This window comes from Mucilaginibacter sp. OK268, from assembly GCF_900103125.1.
Lineage (GTDB): Bacteria > Bacteroidota > Bacteroidia > Sphingobacteriales > Sphingobacteriaceae > Mucilaginibacter.
Genome location: NZ_FNJV01000002.1, coordinates 622,599 through 645,815, shown reverse-complemented (window position 1 = coordinate 645,815; position 23,217 = coordinate 622,599). Strand labels below are relative to the sequence as shown.

Annotated in this window: 19 protein-coding genes and 1 tRNA gene; 13 read left to right on the top strand and 7 right to left on the bottom strand. The window is 42.8% G+C overall.

Translation table 11 applies throughout. The features are described from left to right. Positions 1-159: 159 nt before the first annotated feature. Together BLR84_RS08495 and BLR84_RS08490 are read right to left on the bottom strand one after the other, a co-directional pair. Positions 160-1,647, bottom strand: a complete 1,488-nt coding sequence (locus BLR84_RS08495; RefSeq protein WP_090466860.1) for a serine hydrolase domain-containing protein — start codon at positions 1,645-1,647, stop codon at positions 160-162. A 186-nt stretch (positions 1,648-1,833) separates the two neighbouring features. Beyond that, complete coding sequence (locus tag BLR84_RS08490) at positions 1,834-2,262, bottom strand: VOC family protein (RefSeq protein ID WP_255366912.1); 429 nt, start codon at positions 2,260-2,262, stop codon at positions 1,834-1,836. Positions 2,263-3,105: 843 nt separating this feature from the next. Here BLR84_RS08490 and purL point away from each other — a divergent pair. Together purL and BLR84_RS08480 are read left to right on the top strand one after the other, a co-directional pair. Then, entirely contained in the window at positions 3,106-5,328 is a 2,223-nt protein-coding gene (gene purL / locus BLR84_RS08485; RefSeq protein WP_090466857.1) for a phosphoribosylformylglycinamidine synthase subunit PurL, read from the top strand. Beyond that, positions 5,328-5,717, top strand: a complete 390-nt coding sequence (locus tag BLR84_RS08480) for an SMU1112c/YaeR family gloxylase I-like metalloprotein (RefSeq protein ID WP_090466855.1) — start codon at positions 5,328-5,330, stop codon at positions 5,715-5,717. The genes purL and BLR84_RS08480 overlap by 1 nt, the downstream gene beginning before the upstream one ends. A gap of 7 nt (positions 5,718-5,724) precedes the next feature. Here the strand turns inward: BLR84_RS08480 and BLR84_RS08475 are convergent, their stop codons facing one another. After that, complete coding sequence (locus BLR84_RS08475; protein ID WP_090466854.1) at positions 5,725-6,876, bottom strand: serine hydrolase domain-containing protein; 1,152 nt, start codon at positions 6,874-6,876, stop codon at positions 5,725-5,727. Between BLR84_RS08475 and BLR84_RS08470 the strand changes: the two genes are divergently transcribed. Continuing rightward, a complete protein-coding gene (locus tag BLR84_RS08470) occupies positions 6,875-7,582 on the top strand; it encodes a tRNA1(Val) (adenine(37)-N6)-methyltransferase (protein ID WP_090466852.1) in 708 nt (235 codons plus the stop codon). The genes BLR84_RS08475 and BLR84_RS08470 overlap by 2 nt on opposite strands. Before the next feature lie 418 nt (positions 7,583-8,000). Continuing rightward, a complete protein-coding gene (locus BLR84_RS08465) occupies positions 8,001-8,495 on the top strand; it encodes a metallophosphoesterase family protein (protein ID WP_090466850.1) in 495 nt (164 codons plus the stop codon). 82 nt (positions 8,496-8,577) lie between these two features. Here the strand turns inward: BLR84_RS08465 and rnhA are convergent, their stop codons facing one another. Next, positions 8,578-9,042 (bottom strand): ribonuclease HI, encoded by a 465-nt coding sequence (gene rnhA, locus BLR84_RS08460; protein ID WP_090466849.1) that lies wholly within the window; start codon positions 9,040-9,042, stop codon positions 8,578-8,580. Positions 9,043-9,175: 133 nt separating this feature from the next. Further along, a complete protein-coding gene (locus tag BLR84_RS08455; RefSeq protein WP_176852001.1) occupies positions 9,176-11,269 on the bottom strand; it encodes a heavy metal translocating P-type ATPase in 2,094 nt (697 codons plus the stop codon). Between the two features lie 116 nt (positions 11,270-11,385). On the opposite strand from BLR84_RS08455, the gene BLR84_RS08450 reads away from it, so the two are divergent. The 3 genes from BLR84_RS08450 (at position 11,386) to BLR84_RS08440 (ending at position 13,557) form a co-directional block, all read left to right on the top strand. Continuing rightward, positions 11,386-11,462 (top strand) — tRNA-His (locus BLR84_RS08450). Positions 11,463-11,644: 182 nt separating this feature from the next. After that, positions 11,645-11,872 carry a hypothetical protein gene (locus tag BLR84_RS08445; protein WP_090466845.1) on the top strand — a complete coding sequence of 76 codons (228 nt, stop codon included), beginning with the start codon at positions 11,645-11,647 and terminating at the stop codon, positions 11,870-11,872. 242 nt (positions 11,873-12,114) lie between these two features. After that, the gene (locus BLR84_RS08440; RefSeq protein ID WP_090466843.1) at positions 12,115-13,557 is read left to right on the top strand and encodes a DUF1593 domain-containing protein; all 1,443 of its coding nucleotides are present in this window, start codon (positions 12,115-12,117) and stop codon (positions 13,555-13,557) included. A gap of 583 nt (positions 13,558-14,140) precedes the next feature. On the opposite strand, the gene BLR84_RS08430 is transcribed toward BLR84_RS08440, so the two are convergent. Continuing rightward, entirely contained in the window at positions 14,141-14,563 is a 423-nt protein-coding gene (locus tag BLR84_RS08430; RefSeq protein WP_090466840.1) for an ester cyclase, read from the bottom strand. Positions 14,564-15,282: 719 nt separating this feature from the next. On the opposite strand from BLR84_RS08430, the gene BLR84_RS08420 reads away from it, so the two are divergent. The 6 genes from BLR84_RS08420 (at position 15,283) to BLR84_RS08395 (ending at position 20,546) form a co-directional block, all read left to right on the top strand. Beyond that, positions 15,283-16,005, top strand: a complete 723-nt coding sequence (locus BLR84_RS08420) for a helix-turn-helix domain-containing protein (RefSeq protein ID WP_090466836.1) — start codon at positions 15,283-15,285, stop codon at positions 16,003-16,005. A 148-nt stretch (positions 16,006-16,153) separates the two neighbouring features. Continuing rightward, a complete protein-coding gene (locus BLR84_RS08415) occupies positions 16,154-17,098 on the top strand; it encodes an NADP-dependent oxidoreductase (RefSeq protein ID WP_090466834.1) in 945 nt (314 codons plus the stop codon). Between the two features lies 1 nt (position 17,099). Beyond that, entirely contained in the window at positions 17,100-17,849 is a 750-nt protein-coding gene (locus BLR84_RS08410; protein WP_090466832.1) for a pirin family protein, read from the top strand. Positions 17,850-17,927: 78 nt separating this feature from the next. Continuing rightward, complete coding sequence (locus BLR84_RS08405) at positions 17,928-18,446, top strand: SRPBCC family protein (protein WP_090466831.1); 519 nt, start codon at positions 17,928-17,930, stop codon at positions 18,444-18,446. Positions 18,447-18,533: 87 nt separating this feature from the next. Continuing rightward, positions 18,534-19,427, top strand: coding sequence for an NmrA family NAD(P)-binding protein (locus tag BLR84_RS08400; protein ID WP_090466830.1), 894 nt, complete (start codon positions 18,534-18,536; stop codon positions 19,425-19,427). A 36-nt stretch (positions 19,428-19,463) separates the two neighbouring features. Further along, positions 19,464-20,546: an alkene reductase gene (locus BLR84_RS08395; protein WP_090466828.1), complete on the top strand. Its 1,083-nt coding sequence runs from the start codon at positions 19,464-19,466 to the stop codon at positions 20,544-20,546. 388 nt (positions 20,547-20,934) lie between these two features. Here the strand turns inward: BLR84_RS08395 and BLR84_RS08390 are convergent, their stop codons facing one another. After that, entirely contained in the window at positions 20,935-22,632 is a 1,698-nt protein-coding gene (locus tag BLR84_RS08390; protein WP_176852000.1) for a cellulase family glycosylhydrolase, read from the bottom strand. Positions 22,633-23,217 lie beyond the last annotated feature (585 nt).

Below are 23,217 nucleotides of genomic sequence, written 5' to 3'. Positions count from 1 at the left end.
AGCATATGAGTTTAATACTTACAGCCCGCAGTCGCTCGGCTCCAGCCGAGTGACGATCATTCACAGGCCTCCGGCCTACGAATTAAATATGGTATTGTTTTTTACAGCGCCCGGGTAATAGCGGTCACGCGGCTGGAGCCGAGCGACTGCGGGGGGTAATTATTCTTTTTCTAATTTCTTTAAATGCTCAACAGCATTGGTGCTTTGAGGATTAAGTTCAAGCGCACGTTTATAGTTTTTGATAGCTAAAATCTTGTTGCCCGTATTTTCATAGGTTTCGGCCAGGCTATCATAAGTATTTGAGCTTGCAGGGTACAGATTTACATTTAATTTAAATAGCTCCAGAGCCTTTTCTTTTTGGCCCTTGTTCAGGAATTTATAACCCAATACGTTCATCTCGTCTTCTGTTAATTTAAATGAATGATCATGTTTCTTTAAATCATCTGCTACTTTAATAGCGTTTTGAAACCCGTATTTGTTTAAAGTATCAAGCAGGGTATTTGCAGCGGCAGAAAAGCCAAAACCTTCTGCAGAGCGCTGGGCCGCGGTAAAATAAAGCTCATTATAAATGGTTTCGGCCATATCAGATATCCTGTCCTGGGCTTGGTTGTCGCTCTCATTAGTAAGTATTACAATGCCGAAGTTTCTTTCAGGGTACAGATCAATTAAACAGGAATGACCACCCGTGCCTCCCGATTCCCATATATCCCTTTTACCATCAAAATGTGTTCTGGTAAACCAAACTAAACCAACAGCTATACTTTCGGGCTTACCCCAGGTGGGTTTATGGCTCATGGTTACCACCGCGTTTTTCTCTTCGAGCTGATACTTCATATACACCATCATGTCTGCCAGGGATGATTTTAGTCCGCCTGCACTTCCCGCACCCGCCGCAATTTCAGGCATCAATATGCCTTTTTCGTTGTAGCCCTTAGCGTAGAGCGACTTTTTTACTGTTGGTACGGTAAAAGAAGTACTTCCCATTTTTAAAGGCCTTGTTATATATTTTAAGAGGAGGGCATCATAGCTTGTGCCATAAATATTTTCGAGTAAAAGCCCTAACAGCTGGGCTGCTGTGTTTGAGTGTGCCGAGTTTGATCCGGGTTCTTTAGTCAGCTTTACCGTATGCAGCTCGGTTAAAAATTGATTTCGCGTAAAGGCATCATGAAATTTTTTACTTTCAAAGGATTGCGAATCAGGACTCATGGTTTTAATTGCCGGTAATTTTTCCGGAAGATTATCTGGTAGTCCCGAGGTTAAATTAGCTAAATGCACCAGCTGGATAGGTTTGCCGTTATACTGCAGGTTTGGATAGTTTCCTTTAAGATATTTCCGGATATCATCGCTTAAACTAACCCTTTTTTCAATTACAGCCTGTGCCAGCAACAAGCTGAAAAATGTTTTGGTAACCGATCCTATTTCGTAAATGGTTTGATCGTTAGGGGTAGCATTTATACCTTTTTGTGTACTGCCGAAATGGTACTGATAAACCTGGTTGTTTTTGACGATGCCAACAGAGAGTCCAACGCGCGGTCCGCTTGCCATAAAAGCGCTTGCAGCATGTTGTACCGTCGAGTCGATGTTTTGAGCATTTACCAGGTTATAGGTGTAAGTAAAGAGGATAAATAATAGGAATAATTTCTTCATGCCTTATTGCAGTAAAATGCATGCCAAAATTATAATTAATTAATAACCAGTATAGTCTGGCAGGTGAATTAAAAGCATTGTGATGAAACCGGACACCTGTAGTTCGGTTTTAGGCATATGGTTTAAAGCAAAAACCAATGTACCGCTACGGTGATAACACCTGTCGCGAGCTAAAATATCCGTTACTTATTTATTACCGAGTTCTTCTGCCAAACCGATCAGAAGTCCTTCTGCTCCGCGAATGTAACAGAGCTTATACGAGTTCTCGTACTGAACTACTTCGCCAACGAGTTGGGCGCCATGCTTGATGAGCCTGGATACCAGCTCGTCAATATCCTCAACGGTAAACATAGCGCGTAAATAACCAAGAGCGTTCACAGGAGCAGCCCGGTGATCTGCGATAGTAGGCGGAGTGAGAAATTTCGAAATTTCGAGCCGGCTATGGCCATCTGGGGTAACCATCATAGCGATCTCTACTTGCTGGGTGCCCAGTCCGGTAACGCGACCAGCCCATTCTCCTTCCACCGTGGCCCGCCCTTCGAGCTTTAGGCCCACCTCCGTGAAAAAAGAGATAGCGTCATCGAGGGATTCTACAACAATGGCGATGTTATCCATCCGCAGTAATTTACTTTTTGCCATAGTCTTATTTATTAAAAATCAGAATTTCCATAGTATTGATAAAGCGTTACCTAAAACAAAAATAATGGTACGGTGATAACACCGACCACAGGCTAAATGTTTCTTTACCTGGGCGTTTACGATCCTTTAACTAAGTAATTTGATAAAGGTGAGCGCAGCCCATTTTTAGCGCAAGTCTTGTGTGGTTGCTGGTGGGGTGATGACTTGTGCTTGTATACCATGCAGGCGAGGTTTACCCTAACCTATCACACAAGACTTGCGCCAATGGAGGGGAATGTGTGATTCCTTCCTCGGGGAAGGGGAGGAAGGGGTTTCTACAGCATACCAATTTAAATCCGGTCCATTACCCCATTGCAGCTCCCAAACATTTTTTGTATATTTAAGTAGGCCAACCCGGCGTTTCACCCTGTTTGAAAATCATAATCAGGTATTTCAAAAACAGGAACAAAAACCGACCATTTGGTGCTTAGTTATTTGAAGGTCAATTATTTAATACTTTTTAAAGTTTTAAAACCCATCAAAAATTTGTTAAAAAGTGTTAAAATCGATGGTTTTGATCAAATTTTGAGCTGTTTTCGATCACTTTTCTACCCGATTTTGATCAGAAAAGTGTTAAAATTTAAGGTTTAAGAAGTTTCTGTAGCTTGAATTTTATAAGTTTGGTTTTCAGGAGATGAGAGTTAGTTAATCATTCCTGCCCCCGAACCTCGCAACCCACAACCTGGCCCCGAAATGAGTCAAAACCTTTCGCCTTTTGGCTTTCGGCTTTCAGCCTTTTTTCCTACTTTTGCGCATCCTTTCAAATAAAACAATAGTACATTGGAGCACCAGGAATTAACCACCGTTGAAACCGCCAAAGATTTAGGCTTATTACCCGAAGAATTTGAACGTATAAAAGAGATATTAGGGCGAGTTCCCAATTTTACCGAGCTTTCTATATTCTCGGTGATGTGGAGCGAGCACTGTTCCTATAAAAATTCCATTACCTGGCTAAAAACTTTGCCTAAGGATAGTCCGCGTATGCTGGCTAAGGCTGGTGAAGAAAATGCCGGTTTGGTTGACTTGGGCGATGGCATCGGCTGCGCCTTCAAGATTGAGTCGCACAACCACCCATCGGCATTGGAGCCTTACCAGGGCGCTGCAACCGGTGTAGGCGGTATCAACCGTGACATTTTCACCATGGGCGCACGCCCTATCGCGCAGTTAAACTCCCTGCGTTTTGGCGACCTTACCTTAGACAAAACCAAATGGTTAGTAAAAGGTGTGGTAAAAGGTATCAGTCACTACGGCAATGCCTTTGGTATCCCAACTGTAGGCGGCGAGCTGTTTTTTGACGATTGTTATAATGTAAATCCGCTGGTTAACGCCATGTCGGCAGGTATTGTAAAAGCGGGCGAAACCGTTTCGGCAACCTCATACGGCGTAGGCAACCCGGTATATATAGTAGGTTCTGCAACCGGTAAAGATGGTATCCACGGCGCGGCATTCGCATCTAAAGATATCACTGCCGATTCTGTAAATGATCTTCCTGCCGTTCAGGTAGGCGACCCTTTCCAGGAAAAACTGTTGTTAGAGGCTACCTTAGAAGTGATAAAAACCGGTGCTGTAGTAGGTATGCAGGATATGGGCGCTGCCGGTATCATCTGCTCCAACTCCGAAATGAGCGCCAAAGGTGAGCATGGTATGCGTATCGACCTGGATAAAGTACCAACACGCCAGGATCATATGAAGCCTTACGAAATTTTGCTGTCTGAATCACAAGAGCGCATGCTGATTGTGGTTTATAAAGGCCGCGAAAAAGAAGTAGAGGCTGTTTTTGATAAATGGGATCTGAACTGCGCTGTGATAGGCGAGGTGACCGATACCAAACGTTTAGAATATTTTATGAACGGTGAATTAGTTGCCGACGTGCCTGCAGACGACCTTGTTTTAGGCGGCGGTGCACCTGTTTACGAACGCGAATACCGCGAGCCTGCTTACTTTGCCGAAAATCAGAAATTCAACATCGATGATGTGAAAGAACCTGAAAACCTGGTTGAAGTGGCCGAGCATTTGGCTGCACACCCTAACCTGGCTTCAAAACGTTGGGTAACCGACCAGTACGATAGCATGGTAGGTGTACAAACCATGACCGCCAACCTGGCCTGCGATGCAGCCGTGGTAGCGGTTAAGGATACTGATAAAGCCATAGTATTAACAACAGATTGCAACTCGCGCTACGTATATGCCGATCCTTATAAAGGTACTGCTATAGCTGTTGCCGAAGCTGCACGTAATATTACCTGCGCCGGTGGCGAGCCTGTGGCTATCACCAACTGCTTAAACTTTGGTAATCCTTACAATCCTGAGGTTTACTGGCAGTTTGTAAGCGCTATAAAAGGTATGGGCGATGCCTGCCGCAAGTTCGAAACCCCGGTTACCGGTGGTAACGTGAGCTTTTATAACCAGTCGGCAGATGGTGGTTCGGTATTCCCGACACCAACTATTGGTATGCTGGGTGTAATGGACGATGTAGAAAACATCATGACCGCCGATTTTAAACAACCCGGCGACCTGATCTACCTGATCGGCGAATCGGTTAATGATATCGCGTCATCACAGTACCTGGCTTCATGGCATAAAATACTAAAAGCACCTGCACCTTATTTTGATATCGATCAGGAATATGAGATGCAGCAAACCGTAAAAGGGTTGATCAAACACCGCGTGATCGAATCGGCACATGATGTGGCTGATGGCGGTTTATATATCGCGCTGCTGGAGTCGTCTATGCCAAACGGTTTAGGTTTTGACATCGAAACAGATGATGAGATCCGTAAGGATGCATTCCTGTTTGGTGAGGCACAAGGCAGGGTAGTGGTAACCGTAGCACCAGAAGAGCAGGAACGCTTTATTGAATTTATGGCCACCAGCGATGTTGAATTCAGCTTACTGGGCACCGTGAACAATGGTTTCCTGAATGTTGACGAAGTTCCATTTGGTCATGTTACCGACTTGAAAATGGTTCACAGCAACGTATTACACACCATACTAGGCGAATAATGCTGAAGCTGAACCGGGTACATCATATCGCCATTATTTGTTCCGATTACCAAAAGTCGAAGCATTTTTATAGCGAGATACTGGGTTTAAAAATATTGTTAGAGGTTTATCGCGAAGAGCGGCAATCCTATAAACTCGATCTGGAAGTGGGAAACCAGTACCAGATCGAGCTTTTCTCTTTCCCAAGCCCTCCGGCCCGACCATCACACCCGGAAGCTGTTGGCTTGCGCCATTTAGCTTTTGAGGTTGATGATATTGATGAAGTAGTTAATTCCTTGCAAAGCAATGGTGTAATTACAGAGCCTATCCGTATTGATGAATTTACCGGCAAACGCTTTACCTTTTTTGCCGATCCGGATGGTTTACCGCTGGAACTTTACGAAAGATAAAATTCGATTAAAATATCTTATTGCTTATTAATATATCGGCAATGGCATTTGCCTTGTCAGCAGCATTACCCGAACCTAAATTCGAGAGTACTACTATAGCTATTTTTTGATCCGGGAAACGGATAAGTTGCGAACTTATACCAAAATCGCCACCGTCCCAGGCCCAATAGGTTTTGCCCTTATAAGTACCCCTATATAAGCCAAATGCCTGGTTATCCCTGTTGTGTTTAAATTTTAAGGTCAGGTGCATCAGTTTGTAAAACTCTTCCCCGCCAAATTTTTTGGTGAAAAAGTTCTCGCTCCACTTCAGCAGGTCGTTTACCGTAGTTACAACGCCGCTGCCTCCGTAATGAGGTGAATTTCTGGGGTGTTGTATCCAGTCGCCCTCGTTCTTTACATGAATGCCTTCTTTGCGGTAGGCATCTGCATAAACTTTATTACGGATATTATAAGGAGTTACCCGGTTTTTGATTACTTCGGTAACATCGTCATTAATTAAAGTATTGAACATGCCTAAGGGCTCAAACAACCGCTTTTTGCAAAATTCGCTAAAGGGTATACCGCTTACTTTTTCAACTATTTTGGTGAGCAGCATATAATTCACATTACAATAATCCCACTGCGCGCCGGGCTTAAAGGCAAGTGTATCTTTACTCAACGAGGTTTTTATACAGTAGTCAATATCAAAATAATTGAACGTGATCCAGGAGTGGCCATCGGGCCGGGGGAGCTTGAAATAATCAATTATTCCGCTGGTATTATATATCAGGTGCTTAATGCGGATAGTATCGCTGTATTTACCCAGAGCGGGCACAAATTTACTTACAGGGTCATCCAGGCTTAATTTGCCATCCATAATAAGCAGGGCTATGCAGGCCGCGGTAAACTGCTTGGATACGGAAGCAATATCAAAAGAGGAGTTTGGTGTTATCGGGATAAGGTAATCCAGATTGGCTGAACCATAGCCACGGGTGTATAAAACTTTTGTTGCTTTAACAATGCCTATGGCATAACCGGGCGAGTTTTGTTTACTATATGCTTTAAAAAGATTATCAATGTTAACTTTGGCTGTATTAGGAAGTGCGCCTTTAATGCTTTGAGCAAAACAGTTTATTGAAATTAATGATACTAAACTAATTGCTGTTATTTTCTTAAACATGATATTCAAATTTAAACAATTCAGCGTTGATCAAACCGGTTGCGCCATGAAAATCAATACGGATGGTGTTTTGTTGGGTGCGTTAGCTGGTGCGGATAAACCATTATCTATATTAGATATAGGCACCGGTACCGGTGTAATTGCCCTGATGCTGGCCCAGCGTTTTGCTGATGCGCAAATTGATGCCGTGGAGATTGATGAAAGCGCGGCTATAACTGCCGGGAGCAATTTTAAGAATTCGCCTTTTGCTGATCGCCTGACACTGTTTCCAGCCAGCTTTGGGGATTTTTTTGTTGGCCATTCCGACAAAAAATATGATTTGATCGTATCCAATCCACCATTCTATATCAATTCCCTGCAATCGCCGGGCGTAAAGAAGAATTTGGCCAAACATGCAGGTGAGGGATTTTTTGAAGGACTGATAGAAACAGTTGCAAACCATTTAACGGAGAATGGGACTTGCTGGCTGGTGTTGCCAATTGATACTGCAGAGTTGGTTAAAACTTTGGCTACGCAATATCAGCTTCATTTACAGAAAATAATAAAGGTATATTCTTTTAAAAATGATGAACCACACCGGGAAATACTGGCTCTGGGTTTTGACATAAGCCAATCGGAAGAAGAGAGGTTGGTGATCTATGATTCACCTAAAGTTTACAGTAAGCGATACCAGGAGATATTGAAGGACTTTTTGACGATTTTTTAAATTAATAATATCCCAGCGGGTCATTGGGAGGAGGAACGACAAAGCAATCTCCTATAAGCAGATCGGATATGCAAAGTTTGCTCTCTAAATTGGAGGCTGCCGCACTGAGCAATGACATGTTTTTACATGGATACTATCTCCACTATCGCCCGTCCCCAATCCACAAATGTTAGAATACCAAAATGTTATAAAACTGACCAATGTAAACTCGCTAATTATGGTTTACACTGTAAACCCAAAAAACGACACAAATAATTATTATTTATCTGATTATCAATTAAATAAATAAATTTAAACCATGAAAAGTGTAAACCATGTAAACCCAATTTTAAGCTTTATTCGGGAATTTTTACGCGCAATGGCAGATTTATTGACTCCTGATTCTTGACTCTTACCTCTTGTATCTATATTTGCTCCGATGACCCGCATAGGCTTAATATCCGACACCCACAGTTACCTTGATGACGCTGTTTTTAAACACTTTGAAAATTGCGACGAGATCTGGCATGCCGGTGATTTCGGCACCCTGGAACTGGCCGATAAACTGGCGGCTTTTAAGCCATTAAAAGGCGTATACGGCAATATCGACGGTAAGGACGTGCGACTGGTATACCCGGAAAATCTACGCTTTAACTGCGAAGGCGTTGATGTATGGATGACCCACATTGGAGGCTATCCTGGCAAATATAGTCCGGCGGTAAAAAAGGAGATCTACTTAAATCCTCCTAAGCTGTTTATCTCGGGGCATTCGCATATATTAAAGGTAATGCCCGATAAAACGATAGGCTGCCTGCACCTTAACCCGGGAGCGGCAGGGCAGCAGGGCTGGCATAAGGTACGAACCCTCATGCGTTTTAGTATCGATGGGGATAGAATCCAGGATCTGCAGGTTATAGAGCTGGCAGGGAGGTGAGGTATTAATTATTGAATTATTGAGTTACTGAATTGAGGAATGAGTCCGGTCAATTTAGAGTTTAGGTTTTAGAATTTAGAGACTAGATTCCCTTCGCATTCTCTACTTCAAAAACAGAATCTATCAGCAGAGGTTTCTGTTTACCGGCGGCTACGGCCAGTTCATCGCAACGCTCATTTTCTGGGTGACCATTGTGCCCACGTACCCAGGTAAATTTGATCTGGTGATGTTTGCTGATGTCAAGGTAACGAAGCCAGAGGTCCTTGTTTTTTTTACCAGCGAAACCTTTTTGAAGCCAGCCATTTACCCAGCGTTTTTCGATGGAGTCGATCACGTATTTAGAGTCTGAAAAGATCATGACCTGTTGATTGGGGGTTTTTAAAGCTTCCAATCCTTTTATTACAGCCAATAACTCCATACGGTTGTTGGTGGTTTTGCGAAAACCTTCGGATAGCTCCTTATAATGCTTACCCGAACGCAAAATTACCCCATAACCTCCCGGACCGGGATTTCCGCTTGATGCACCGTCTGTGTAAATTTCGATCATTTAAATTAGTTCATGGTTGATGGTTCATAGATCATAGTTAATATATGCACCATTGTAAATGCCAAAAATAACAAACTTTACCCTAAGTGACAGAAAACAAAACACATCAAAGGTGACTATGAACCATGAACTATTAACTATCAACCTTTTTAATTTTCAACCTCAGTGAGTTGCCAATCACCACCACATCAGAAAAGGCCATGGTAAATGCGCCTATCATCGGGTTTAAAAAGCCTAAGGCAGCCAGAGGAATAGCTATGATATTGTAGGCAAATGCCCAAAACAGGTTTTGTTTTATAGTGAGCAGTGTATGCTTACTAATCTGTAAAAATTTAATAACCGAATGGAGGTCGGTATTCAGCAGCACCACACTGGCCGATTGTATGGCTACCTGGCTGGCATCGTTCATGGATACACCAACATCAGCCTTGGTTAAAGCGGGAGCGTCGTTTATACCATCGCCTATCATGATGGTTTTACCCTTTTGCTTGTACATGTCAATCACTTTTAGCTTTTCGTCGGGTAGTTTTTCGGCATGAACCTCTTTGATACCAATGGCAGCGGCTACTTTTAAACAGCGATCTTTCTTGTCGCCGCTTAGTAGCACGGGTTTGATACCCATTTTTTTGAGCTGGGCTATCAGTGTGGCTGTTTCGGGTTTTATTTCATCATCAATGGCCACTTGTGCCAACAATTGTTGATTTTTATAGAGCGAGAGATTAAAATGATCGTCCTTATTCAGTTTAGCGGTGCCGAGGAAATAGTTGTTGCCTTCCACATCTTCGGCGCGCATACCCAGGCCTTTTTCTTCTTTGGCCACTTTAAGTATCACCTTTTGTTTGGGCAGGCTTTTTAGTCCGTTTACCAATGAGCGAGCAATCGGGTGATTTGACCGTTCTTCAATTGCTATAATGATACCGCGGATCAAGTCGATATCAATACCAGGTTCAGCCTTGATCTCATTAATACTGAATTTACCGGTGGTTAAGGTGCCTGTTTTGTCGAATACCACATATTTAGTGTGGGCTACGGCTTCAATGGTATCACCACCTTTGATGAGGATGCCGTTCTTAGCCGCACGACCAAGGCCAACCATCACAGCGGTAGGTGTAGCCAAACCCATGGCGCAGGGGCATGATATAACCAGTACAGCTATAGCATTCAGCAAAGAGTGCTGTAAACCGGCATGGCCGACGAAAAAAGTAAGTACAAAAGTAAACAGGGAAATACCCAATACCGCGGGTACAAATATAGAAGCAACCTTATCGCCCAGTTTTTGGATGGGAGGTTTGGCAGCCTGCGCTTTTTTCATCAGTTCGATGATCTGCGACAGGATGGTATTGGAGCCAACTTTGGTGGCCAGCATGTGTATATTGCCATTAAGCAATATAGTACCGCCTATCACCCGGTCGTATTTTTCTTTTTCGACAGGTAAACTTTCGCCGGTAAGCATGGCTTCATCAACAGACGCACTGCCTGATAGTATCTCGCCATCAACGGGTATCTTATCGCCCTGGTTCACTAACAAGGTGTCGCCCGGGCGCACTTCTTTGGCGCTGATCACCTCTATACCACCGTTAACAACACGATTGGCGTTTACCTGCTGAAATTTGATCAGGTCTTTTACTGCTGATGTTGTTTGAGTTACGGAACGTTTCTCGAATACATTGCCTAATAATACCAAAGTAATAATGGTAGCACAGGTTTCATAAAACTGGTATTGCGGGCCTAAATGCTGCAATGTGCCTGTAAGACTATATATAAATGCCGATGTTGAACCGATAAATATGAGCACATCCATATTGGGTACACCGCCTTTAACCGAACTCCACGCACTTTTACCAAAATGCAGGCAGCCTACCATAAATACTGGCAGGCATAACAATAATTGTACGATGGGCTGATGTAAAAACTGCCATGGCAGCAACATGCTGAGCAGGAGTGGGGCAGTAAACAGGGCACAGAAGATAAATTTGTTCTCTACTTTATCATAAAATAAAGGCTGATGTTGCGAAATATCGTCAATCACCCGAAAACCTAAATTTTCTATCCCTTTTTTTATTTCGGGCAATTTGGTGCTGTCGCTGGTTGAAAATTTTACCTCTTCGCTGGCAAAGTCAACCAGTATATTATGTAAGCCCTTTTTTTCGAGTAGTTTATGTACAGATAAGGCGCAATTATTACAATGCATCCCTGTCACATTCAGTTCAATTAATTGCTCAGCCATAGTTACAAATTTAGTGATTAATTAAAATCGTTCTAAATTAAACAGGTAAGCCGAATGTAATTTTAAAAAGAGTTTGCAAATAGCCGTAAGATTTCTATTTTTGCACTCTCCAAACGGTAGATGTAGCTCAGTTGGTTAGAGCATCGGTTTGTGGTACCGAGGGTCGTGGGTTCGAGCCCCATCATTTACCCCATTTCTAAAAAGTCTTTTTACAGTAGTAAAAGGGCTTTTTTTATGCCCTGAGGGCTGTTTTTTCGATAAGATTCTAATTCGTCAGTTGAATAGACATTCCAGGGAGCTTGATCACCGCGTTCCAGAAATACAGGGAAAGCAATTCCTCTACACTTTGATCATATTAAAGGATTGAAGTTAAAGATGCTTTTAGATTCGACATTACACAAACTGGTGCTCCGAGTGGCCCGGAATTACCTGGCCAAGGCCTTCGGAACCTCCAATCAACTGTTAATACCTTTGTTTTATGTAGTATTGCACAAAGGCCCCTTTATAACCAACATGGCAAGTGAGGGGCAATTTGCTTTGGAATCAATTGTTTTGGCAATTACAACAGGTTTTACCTGGCAATGGAGTTCAATAGTTAATTAGTTTTATTTTTTGTTTAATATAGTTGTGAATGAGTTTTTGTTGATCCCACACTGCACGGGATTTAAGCGCTCGGAGGAACAATTAAGTCTTTTAATGGCTACGCCTCAACGGCAAGGAGATGCAAAAAAAACTTATGCCCGCATTCAAAACCTGGGCCGTGTGCGGGTGGTAGTAAGATAGCAGTAAGAACGACTCAAAATCAATTAGCAAAACATGAAACCTATCAAATTAAAAGTAAAATAATGAAAACAAGACTAATGCTAGTTACGCTAGTTGTATTAAGTATTATACTGGCAACACACATTATGGCTTCTGGACAAACAATTGCCAAACATCGCCTGATTGTCATTACAGACATCGGAAACGAGCCTGATGATTTTATGTCGATGGTCCGGTTAATGCTATATACAAATCAAATCGACGTTGTAGGACTCATCGCTTCAACATCCATTCATCAATCAAAAAAGGTTAGCCCAGAACTCATTGAAAAAGTCATTCGTAGTTATGAGAAGGTGCAACCTAATCTTCTAAAACATGAACCCGGATTTCCGACAGCGCAAAAATTATTAAGCCTGGTAAAAAAAGGCCTTCCGGTTTATGGGATGGAAGGCGTAGGAAAAGGCAAAGATTCGGAAGGTTCGGACTGGGTGATCAAGATGCTTGAAACGAATGACAGCCGCCCCTTATGGGTGACTGTTTGGGGCGGCCCGAATATACTGGCGCAAGCACTCTGGAAAATCAGGGAGACTAAAAGTGAAGGGGAAGTAAAAAGATTGATAAGTAAGCTCAGAGTATACACGATTTCGGACCAGGATAATTCGGGGCCATGGATACGCAAGAATTTCCCTGATCTGTTCTACATTGCAAGCCCGGGAAATTATTATGCGGCTACATGGTCGGCCATCTTAAGTGTATTTCCCGGCGCCAACAACGAAGTGGTCAGCAATGATTGGCTTATGCGAAATGTCCAGCAGGGACATGGGCCGCTCGGGGCAATCTATCCGGATGTGTCCTTTGGCATGGAGGGTGATACCCCATCCTGGCTCTCGCTGATTCCCAATGGACTGAACAACCCGGAGCATCCAAACTGGGGAGGTTGGGGCGGACGTTATGAATTTTACAAACCACCCTTTGACCCCAAGATGAAATGGATTGTTCCGCTGGAAGAAGAGACGAGACCATTTTGGACAAATGCCGAAGACGAATATACACCTTGGGTGCAGGGCAAATGGGGAAGAGCCGTTGTAAAAGACACAGGTACATACAAAGACAATCATGTAACGATTTGGAGATGGAGAGAAGAAATCCAGAATGATTTTGCGGCAAGAATGGCTTGGTGCAATACGGATTATAAAGCTGTCAATCACCCACCGGTTGCGAAACTCAATATGCCTGAACAGCTCACGGTAAAATCCGGCGAGACATTTAGTCTTGACGGCAGCGCATCCTATGACCCTGACGGAGATGCCCTGAGTTTTCATTGGTTTCAATACAGGGAAGCGGGAACATTGCATAATACAATAGCGGTCACTCCGGCAGAAAACATGTCTGTCATTACAGAATTAAAAGCGCCAGAGGTAGGTAGTCTCCAAACTACTCACTTCATCTTGAAGGTTACCGATAAAGGAACGCCCCGGCTAACCCGATATAAAAGAGTAATTGTAACCATTCTTCCAAAGCAATGAACGATAACAACATGGTATTTTTTACAGCCAATAACAGTCGAAAAGGTGAGGGTGAAAAATTTCATTTCAACTTGGGGTCTCAAAATGTTCGGAAATGTTTATTTCTATTACTATAACCCATTTGATCATTCGGTTAACCAAGTAACTAATGGGCACCTGGAAACGGGTTCGTTGATTAGCGGAAACTGGGTTTTAACTGAATTTAGATTTAATTTAGAGTTTAATATTTTTCTCGCCTAAACTTCCAATTCGTCGTAATTTTTCAATGAATTGGTTCGAAAAAACGCCACTGTGGGGAGCAACTGAAAAAGCACTTACATCACGTTCGATGTAGGTGCTTTTCGCTTTTAAGGCCATTTTGATTGGTAAACACATCGCTCCAACCGTATTTAAAAAAACCTCGTCATAGACGGTGACCGCCAAAACGGTCCAGCCCCTGGCATATGTAATTGGCTAGGGCCTGTCGGAATACGTCCGCAATGTAACACGATGTATGTATGAGGAGGAACGCACGGATAAGAGGATACACATATTCCACTATACAGTTCAACACACGCGGCACACGTGCGCTAGCAATGGGGCATTAATTCATTGACGGTATTGCTCCTATTTGTTGTAACAAATTTAGCAAATCAGGCTGACCAAATTCTTCAATGATTTGATCATTATGAAATCTGTAGAAATTTACTGCTTTTACTTCAATAGTTCTGAACGTAGCTGGCACACCAAAGAACGGCCCATTGTGTGTGCCACGCATGATAAAACGTGCGGCTATCTTATTATTTTCCGCTACCATATCTTCAAGTTCCCATTGAATATCAGAAAAACCTGAACGCATCATGTTGATTATATTCAGATATCCAGTTGGTCCATATAGTGGCTCTGTTTGGCTCGGTACAAAGAATTTTGCCTCTGCTGATATGAGTTCTTTACTTAAAACCTCGCTGGCTGTATTGATGAATTCCACAAAGAATTTCATCAACCGTTTATTGTTTTCTGTTGACATTTAATTTTTTATTTCGGAACAAATATCGGCTGTTCTTTATAAAACAACCAATAAGATATCTTAAGAAATACTCTTAAAGTACTTTAAGAATTTTTACGGGCAAGTCCCTTTCTGATCGTGCTTAGGAATTCGGGGGTAATACCTAAATATGATGCGATTTGCGTATTTGGAAGTATTTTAGAAAGACCCTGGTATTGATCCAGAAACAACAAATACCGATCTTCGGCTGTAGAGCTAATATTTTGTAGTACTCTATTTTCCAGTTCGATATACCTTTGCTCTATAATTACTCGAAAGTTATGGTCGATAGTGTGATATTTTACATATAACTTTAGTAGATCGCCATGTTTAATCTGCAATATAACGGTTGACTCTATTGCTTCAATATATAATTTACTGGGCTGCTCTGCATAAAAGCTACTTAAATCTGTAATCCAAATTTACCTATAAGCATGGGTAACATAATTATTGAACTTAAGGTTCGGGCATGACTTCGGGAAAATTTATAGACAGGCAAAAGAGATTTTAGAACGGAATTATCCGTTTTTGAAATGCTTGTTAACTGAGATTTGAGCACAGTCAGAGTCCTTTAAACTATTCAAGATCGAAGCCAATTTATCACCTTTAGGGTTTAGAAGTTCGCTTAACTAACGTGCATTTATCAGCATTGATCTAACAAAGGATAGTATATTTACGGGAAATCATACCATATTGTATCTATGAATCCTTTTATACTTGCTCTTAAAGCCCGAAACCTGATGGTAGAGATTCACCATCATTCGGCCTATCAGATCGTCTTGTCGAACGACACGCCTTTCAATTCGACGATCAGCGGCATGCTTTACGAGCGTATCCACGGCTTTCTCATTAAACCGCAGGTGCCGCATTTTTGCGCAGCTGAAAAAGGCACATTGAACGTTTTAAATATAGAGCCTTACTCGAATATTGGTTTAGAACTGGCCGGCAGATTTAAAAAAAATGAGGAATATATTGTATTTGATTCACCATCTGAAACCAATGCTTTTTTTCAGACGCCCAAAGTCAGTTTAGCTATCAGCCAAATAGTTGATGCGTTGCTCGCTAAATTACCGGCTACGGCTTATGATGAAAGAGTTGCCAAAATAGTGGACCATATCAAATCCAACTATTACGAGCAAAACATCACGCCGCAAACATTTGCCGATATCGTTTTTCTTTCGCCCTCGCGTTTAGCGTCACTTTTTAAACTACAGACTGGCAGTAGCCTATCCAAGTATTTATTATGGACAAGGTTGCGCCAGGCTATTTATCTTACGCTTTCTGACAAAGAAAGAAGCCTCACCGAGATCGCTTATGATACTGGCTTTTACGATTTACCTCAATTCAATAAGTATATGTATGAGATGTTTGGCATGCCACCTAAAGCTTTGAAGAACAATAGTGACCTGATCGAAATTTATTAGTCTTAATTTGCTAATACTCGATTGTTATCTGTGGCACCTTCATTTGGAGGTGCCACAGGCATTTCCAACAACAGTGATTTGATACAAGTTTCCTGATCAGGCTGTTCGCAACTTTGTGATATCATTTTAAACAATTAAAAATAATATCATGAAAGCAATAGTGTATCAAAAGTTTGGAACCGCGGATGTGTTGCAAGCTGTAGAACAACCAAAGCCTATTATAAAAGCAGATCAGGTACTGGTCAAAGTAAACGCATTTTCTATCAATCCAATGGATTGGAAGATTCGCAAAGGCGAAATGACCCTGATGTCCGGTTCAAAATTTCCAAAGCACACCGGCACGGATTTCTCCGGTATCGTTGAAGAATTTGGATCTGCTGTCATTGGCCTAAAAAAAGGCGATGAAGTTTTTGGGGTAGTAAAAAACATGATGAAAGAAGGTGTATCAGCCGAGTATGTTGCCGTAACAGCTTCACTTGTCTGGAAAAAGCCCGCTAACATCAGTTTTGCCCAGGCCGCCTCCATTCCGGTGGTTGGAACTGCTGCCGTTACCGCATTAGAAAAAATGGGTAATATCAGTTCACAAACCAGCATTTTGGTCAACGGCGCTACGGGAGGGTTTGGTATGTTCGTACTGCAATTATTAAAACACCGGGGCGCAAACCTAACCGCAGTGACCAGCAGCCAGGGAGCAGCATATGCGAAAAAATGGGGCGCAAACTCCGTGAAAGATTACAAAAAAGAAAATGTGCTTTCTCAGAAAGCCACTTATGACATAGTTATCGACTTATCAGGCAAAATGGGTTACAAAACGGCTAAACAAATCATGAAGCCTAAAGCCATTTTTTTGAATCCTACACCAAAGCCAATTGAAATACCGCTTTCGCTATTAGGTAATATATTTAGGGGTAAAAAACATGTAGTTATTCTTTCGAGCCCAGCTACTAAATACACCGATGTTCTGCTAAGTGCCGTGAAAAATGGGCTGGAGATCGAAGTGAACAAAGTATTTCCATTTGCGCAGTACAAAGAAGCTTATGAATATGCTGAGCGTGGTGGTTACATTGGTAAAGTAGTTATTGAGATCGATTAAGATGCTGACCAAGATAGATAACACCATCAAGTATGGTAAGCAGCACGGTGGCTTTGGCATTCAGATTTTATATCCCGGGCTTATCCGGCCTGAATTACACGATACCGGCTTGTCAACTATAGGAAGAATAGACCATGCTCGGATCAACCCGGGAACGCTGATTCCCATGCACCCGCACAGGGATGACGAAATACTTACCTATTTACGTAGTGGCCGGGTGAAACACTTAGATTCCGAAGGTCACACTGGTACCATTTCCAATCAAAATTTAATGTTGATGAATGCGGGTGCCAGTTTCTATCACGAAGAGCGGGTGCTGGAGGAAGGCGGCGTTTTAGAAGGCCTGCAAATATTTATCCGGCCGGAAACTACCGGTTTACCATCCCGGGTTCAATTTTACAATTTGCCGGAAATTTACAGTGAAAACACTTGGCGTACAATAGCCGGCAAAGGCGATGATTACCCATTGCAAATCAGAAGCAATACCTGGCTCATGGATATGCGATTGGAAAAGGGCGAAGAGATCATTTTGCCAGAAGCACCAGCTGAAAATTGCACCTTCCTGCTTTATGTATTTGACGGCAAAATTAACATCAATGATACGACCCTGGCCACCGGGGAAAGTGCTTTGATCGAAAACGAAAGCCCAACATTCCGTGCAGCGGAAACCAGTGACATCCTCTTATTCGTTATCCAAACATATGCGGTTCATTTTGACGGAGGCATGTACAGCGGCAATCTCCACGGATAATCAGAACAGTGATTTGATACAAGTTTGTCACGCGCGATCAGCGCACCTTTGTATCGCAATCAAATAAAACATCATCAAATGACAACGCAACAAAACCCTGAAATAACGGTGGTCGTGATCATCGACTCACCCATTGATCAAGCTTTTAATTATATCGCCCCGGTCAATTTAGTGCACATCTTTCGCGGGAACGCGATAATCCCGGCGATCATTGACACCAGTGTCAAACAAGGCTGGAATAAAGCCGGGCTGCGAAGAACAGTTTATTTTGCTGACGGGTCAACCTCCCAAGAAAGCCTGCTCACTATAAACGCGCCAATGTCATTTTCCTACAAGAATGAGCACTTCACTTCGAAAGTTCTTTCGGCTCTCCTGAAACGACTGGAAGGTGCATGGCTGTTCACCGATCTGGGAGATAACAAAACCAAAATCGAATGGACCTACCGGGCCGTACCTACCAATTTTTTTGCCAGGATGTTCGTAAAATTAGTGCTGATGAAAGCAGTGCATGCTATGCTGAAAGACGCCTTGGCGATCATTAAAAATGATTTGGAGAGCGGCCAACTGGAAAACGGAACCACCTGGAAGCAGAATTAAGAACAGTGATTTGATACAAGTTTTAGGTTTTCAATCACGACATCTTTGTATAGTAATTAAACAAAAACAACATTTAATCATACTACCATGAAAAAGAAAATAGTCATACTCGGCGCCACCGGAACAGTAGGCAGTAAAATATCCGAGATCCTTTTAAACGAAGGACATCAGGTAACCCTGATCGCCAGGCACACAGACAAGTTAGAAAAACATCGCGCTTTGGGTGCGGAAATTATTGCTGGCGACATTACAGATGTGCAAACACTAACCAACGCATTCAGTAACGCCGATAGCGCATTCATCTTATTGCCTGACAATGTTAAGGCGGAGAATACCAGGGCTTACCAACGGATGGTTACCGGTACGCTGATCAAAGCCATCGAAGATTCCGGCATCAAACACATTGTCAACATGAGCAGTCTTGGCTCGCATATGCACGAGGGCAACGGGATCATGGCGGGTACCGGCGAACAGGAAGTCAGGTTAAATCAGTTGGACGGTGTTAATGTATTGCATATCCGTTCTGCCTATTTTATGGAAAATTTCCTGAGAACAATAGGCCTCGTTAAGAATAAGGGTATCAATGGTACAGCAGCGGCCGGTGATCATGCCATACCGATGGTGGCTACTCAGGACGTGGCAAAGATAGCAGCCGGACATTTAGCCAGCCTCGACTTCAGTGGTAAAAGTGTGCAGGCGGTGATGGGGCCAAGAGATTATACCTACAGGGAGTTTACCACCTTGATAGGCAAAGCTATTGGCCAGCCTGAGCTGCCTTATGTGCAGGTACCCGTTCAGCAGATCAAGCAAACCTTTTTAAGCAACGGCTTTTCAGAAGATTTTGTCGATAACCTGCTTGAAATGGGCACCGCGATTAAAACCGGCTTCATGAATTATCAAAAAAGAGAGGTTTCAACGACTACGCCAACAACGGCAGAAGATTTTGTCAACCAGGTTTATCTGCCTGCCTACAATTTATAAAACAATACATAATTAGTAACATAAAAAATTAAAATCATGAAATTATTGGGAAAAGCAACTTTAGGAAAACTAACCTTAAAGAACAGCATGGTGATGTCGGCTATGACCAGGAGCCGGGCTGACTTAAACGGTGTGGTAGGCGATACGACCGTTCAATACTATACGCAAAGAGCCAGTGCCGGGATGATGTTTACTGAGGCCATCCGGATCAGTGAGGAAGCTACCGGCAGTCCATTAACGCCGGGGATCTATGCCCCTGAACAGATCACTGCCTGGAAGAAAGTTACCCAAGCCGTTCATGCGCATGGCGGCCTGATCGTTGCCCAACTGTGGCATACCGGTCGTGCAGGTCATTCTATTGACCGGAATGGCAAATTACCGCTGGCTCCTTCTGCACGACCGATCACAGGCGCGCAGCATTTCACGTCACAAGGTGCGAAGGACTATGAAACGCCTCAGGAAATCACCGTTGCAGAGATCCAACAAACGATCAGGGATTATGGGCAGGCTGCCAAAAACGCGATCGAGGCCGGCTTTGATGGAGTAGAATTGCATGCAGCAAACGGTTATTTACCGAGCCAGTTCCTGGCAGAAAGCGCCAACCAAAGAACCGATGACTACGGAGGCAGCATTCCCAATAAGGTCCGTTTCGTGCTGGAGGTGATGCAGGAACTGATCGATGTGGTTGGCGGCGATAAAGTTGGCATAAAACTTTCACCTTTCCACCCATATGGTGATATGGTTTTGGATGATCCCACCGGAACCTACACTTATTTAATTGAGGAATTGAATAAACTCAACTTCGCTTATGTGGAGCTGATGAAGCGCAGCCCATACTTTCCATCGCCTGCTCACTATCCGGCGGATGATGAAATTGCTTTATTCGGCAGTAGAATAAAGCAAACCGTTATTGCCAATGCAGGTTATGACAAAGCATCTGCTGAAACAGAATTGGAAAAAGACATCGCCAAACTCGTTTCATTTGGCACGCTATTTTTAGCCAATCCTGACTTGCCGAAACGTTTTGAGTTAGATGCCGAACTCAATCAGCCTGACAGGGCGACAATGTTTGGCGGCGGCGCGCAAGGTTATATTGATTATCCATCTTTGAATAATTAAGACATGAAAACAGCATTAGTTAGTATTGTAGAACTGATCAGCCAGACCCCGGTTATAAAAACGATCATCATGATTCAGAATCCGGTAATGGCTGGCTGGTATTGATCACACGGGAGGAACTTGAAGAGTTTATCAGACGAATAGGGGGCAGCTCGTTGTTTCACTACAAAAGGATCCAGCCTCATCTACTGTTTCGGCAAACGCAGTATAATACTTACATAGATGAGGATGACATGAAATTTCTTGCCGAGGAATTTAAACTCCCTGATTTAGCTTAATGATAGTCAATATAACAGTACTTTCAAGAAAATCTCTAACACCTCATTTAAAACAGAGGCATTAGAGATTTTGACAATTAGTGAAATGACTTAATTGCTTTATATTTATCTTATATTTTCACAAATCCCCATTGCTGATTACGGCCTCCAGAGTAGGTCCATTGTTCAAGTGCACCGCCATTATTGAGCGAAGATGCTGCAACATCCAAAACTATTCCGCTGTTTGCATTGATAATTTTATAATATCCGTTGTCGGTTATCTGAATCGACCATTTTTGGTTTGCACCGCCGTTGTAATCCCATAAATCTACCTGCCCTCCATTACCTGTGCCAAAGCCATACATTTCCAAACATTTTCCGGTGGCATGCATAGGGGTTAACCGGTAGTAACCGCCTCCCGCATCTTCAATTTTAAATTGCTGGTTTGCGCCGGCTAAATATTCCCATTGGCCGGCCGGCGATTGATTTGCAGTACCCCAGCCAGCAATTTCCAGGGCTTTAAAGCTGTTCCTGTTATAAATCTGGTAAACTTGCCCAACCTGGATGGTTGATGATGTACCGTTTTGCGCGCCTTGTGCCACCGCGGCTAAACCTTGCTGGTCGGCAACTCCGTTGGTTTGCCTGTTAATAAGTCTGAACGCATTATTTCCCTGCGATCCATCATCAAAATAAAATGGAAGCAAGCCATATTTCAACGCCTGATGTGTAATGTAATTAATATAATAAGCCCTGCCGGCCTGATGTAAAGTTAATGCATCGCCCGTAAGCGTTTGAAACCTGCGGATAGCGCCATATTCTCCCAATATTACCGGGATACCTTTATCAATGAACTTTGTCTTCATGAGCGGAAATTCCGCGGGGGCATCTGACTCGTCGCCTGAGGTGGCATTTCGTGAAGCATCGGTTGTAGAGTGGTATCCATTGCCCCAATAATAGGCCATATTGCCCCAGCTTGCGTCGGCGGTTAAACCGGCAAAATTAAAGGGAGTGTAATAGTGTACTTCAACCATCAGGCGGTTGGCGGCTGGATCGGTGGGAAGGGTATTCATTAAAGTATTTGAGTAGTCGATATTTGTAGATGGACCCTGGATAAGCAGCACCCGGTAACTGTTGTGGCCACCGGTTGATCTTACCGCATTAACAAATGTTTGATGATAAGAAAGCAGCACCCCCATCCCTGTAGCATCTGATACAGCGGGTTCATTGGCGCTAGCAAAAATCACATGCTCGTCAAAACCACGCATTTGGGTCGCTATCTGTTCCCAAAAAGCCTTTTGTTTGGCATTAACTGCTGCCTGTGCGCTGGTAGTACAATTGTTCTCCAGCCACCCGCCATCCCAGTGTATATTTAATATTACGTACAAATCATCGTTAACGCAATACTGAACAACCTGCTTAACCCTATCAAGCCAGGTTTGCTGAATTTGGGCCGTGGTTTGATTAGCATACTGGTCCCAGCTGCAGGGGATACGAACGGCGGTGAAACCGCTTCTTTTAACCTGATCAATTAGCGCCTGGGTTACCGTAGGGTTGCCCCAGGCGGTTTCGCCGCCTATTGCCTCCAATGTGTTACCAATGTTCCAACCTAACTGGAACTTTGCAGCAAGCTGAGTTGCCGTACTGGAAACGCCGGTTTGATCGGGTGGTAGTGGTGAAATGTTGTAACTCGGATAACTGGTGGCTGTCAGCGTTTTGGTGCTCGTTTTAGCAAGCGGTTTAACGTCCGGAGAAGCGATTTGTTGCTTCGTGCATCTTGTCAATGCCGGGATTGCAAGAATGCATAAAAAATAGCTTAAAGTTTTCTTCATAAAAAAATTGGTTAGGTTGGCGATATTTAAATCTGCCGCTATTAATAAATTGGTTAATTGCGTGTGAAAGTGTCAGACAGCGAGGCAGAACGAGGATATATTTGTCATTACCTTTGAGGTTTATATAGCTATTGGTATAGGCAGTTGTGTTGATAACTGCCTTTAGCCAACGAGGTATAAAAAAAAATAATAATAAGGCAGTAGCCATTCCGCATAAGGCGGAGTTTAACATTAGTTTCATTTTTCGATAGGATAAAACGGGCCTGAACCGGTTTATTAGTTTAATTGGTTAATCTTGTTTTTCGATGCAGAAGGACAATTAATGAAATCAATGCAATTAAAGTCAACATAATACAGCGGTTGGAGCAACGGGCATGTTTTAGTTAGCAATAGTTGAATTGGTACCAGGTTTATTAATTGATTAGTAAAACTACAGAAGAGATAATTTAATGATGGGAGATAAAAGTTAGAAAATAGGGTGTTAAATGTTAATTTATCAAAAAAACATGGAATCTATAAGGTTTTATATAAACAGCCACCTTATTTGAAATAAATTGATAAAAATGGTGTCGGAAATAAATGTTA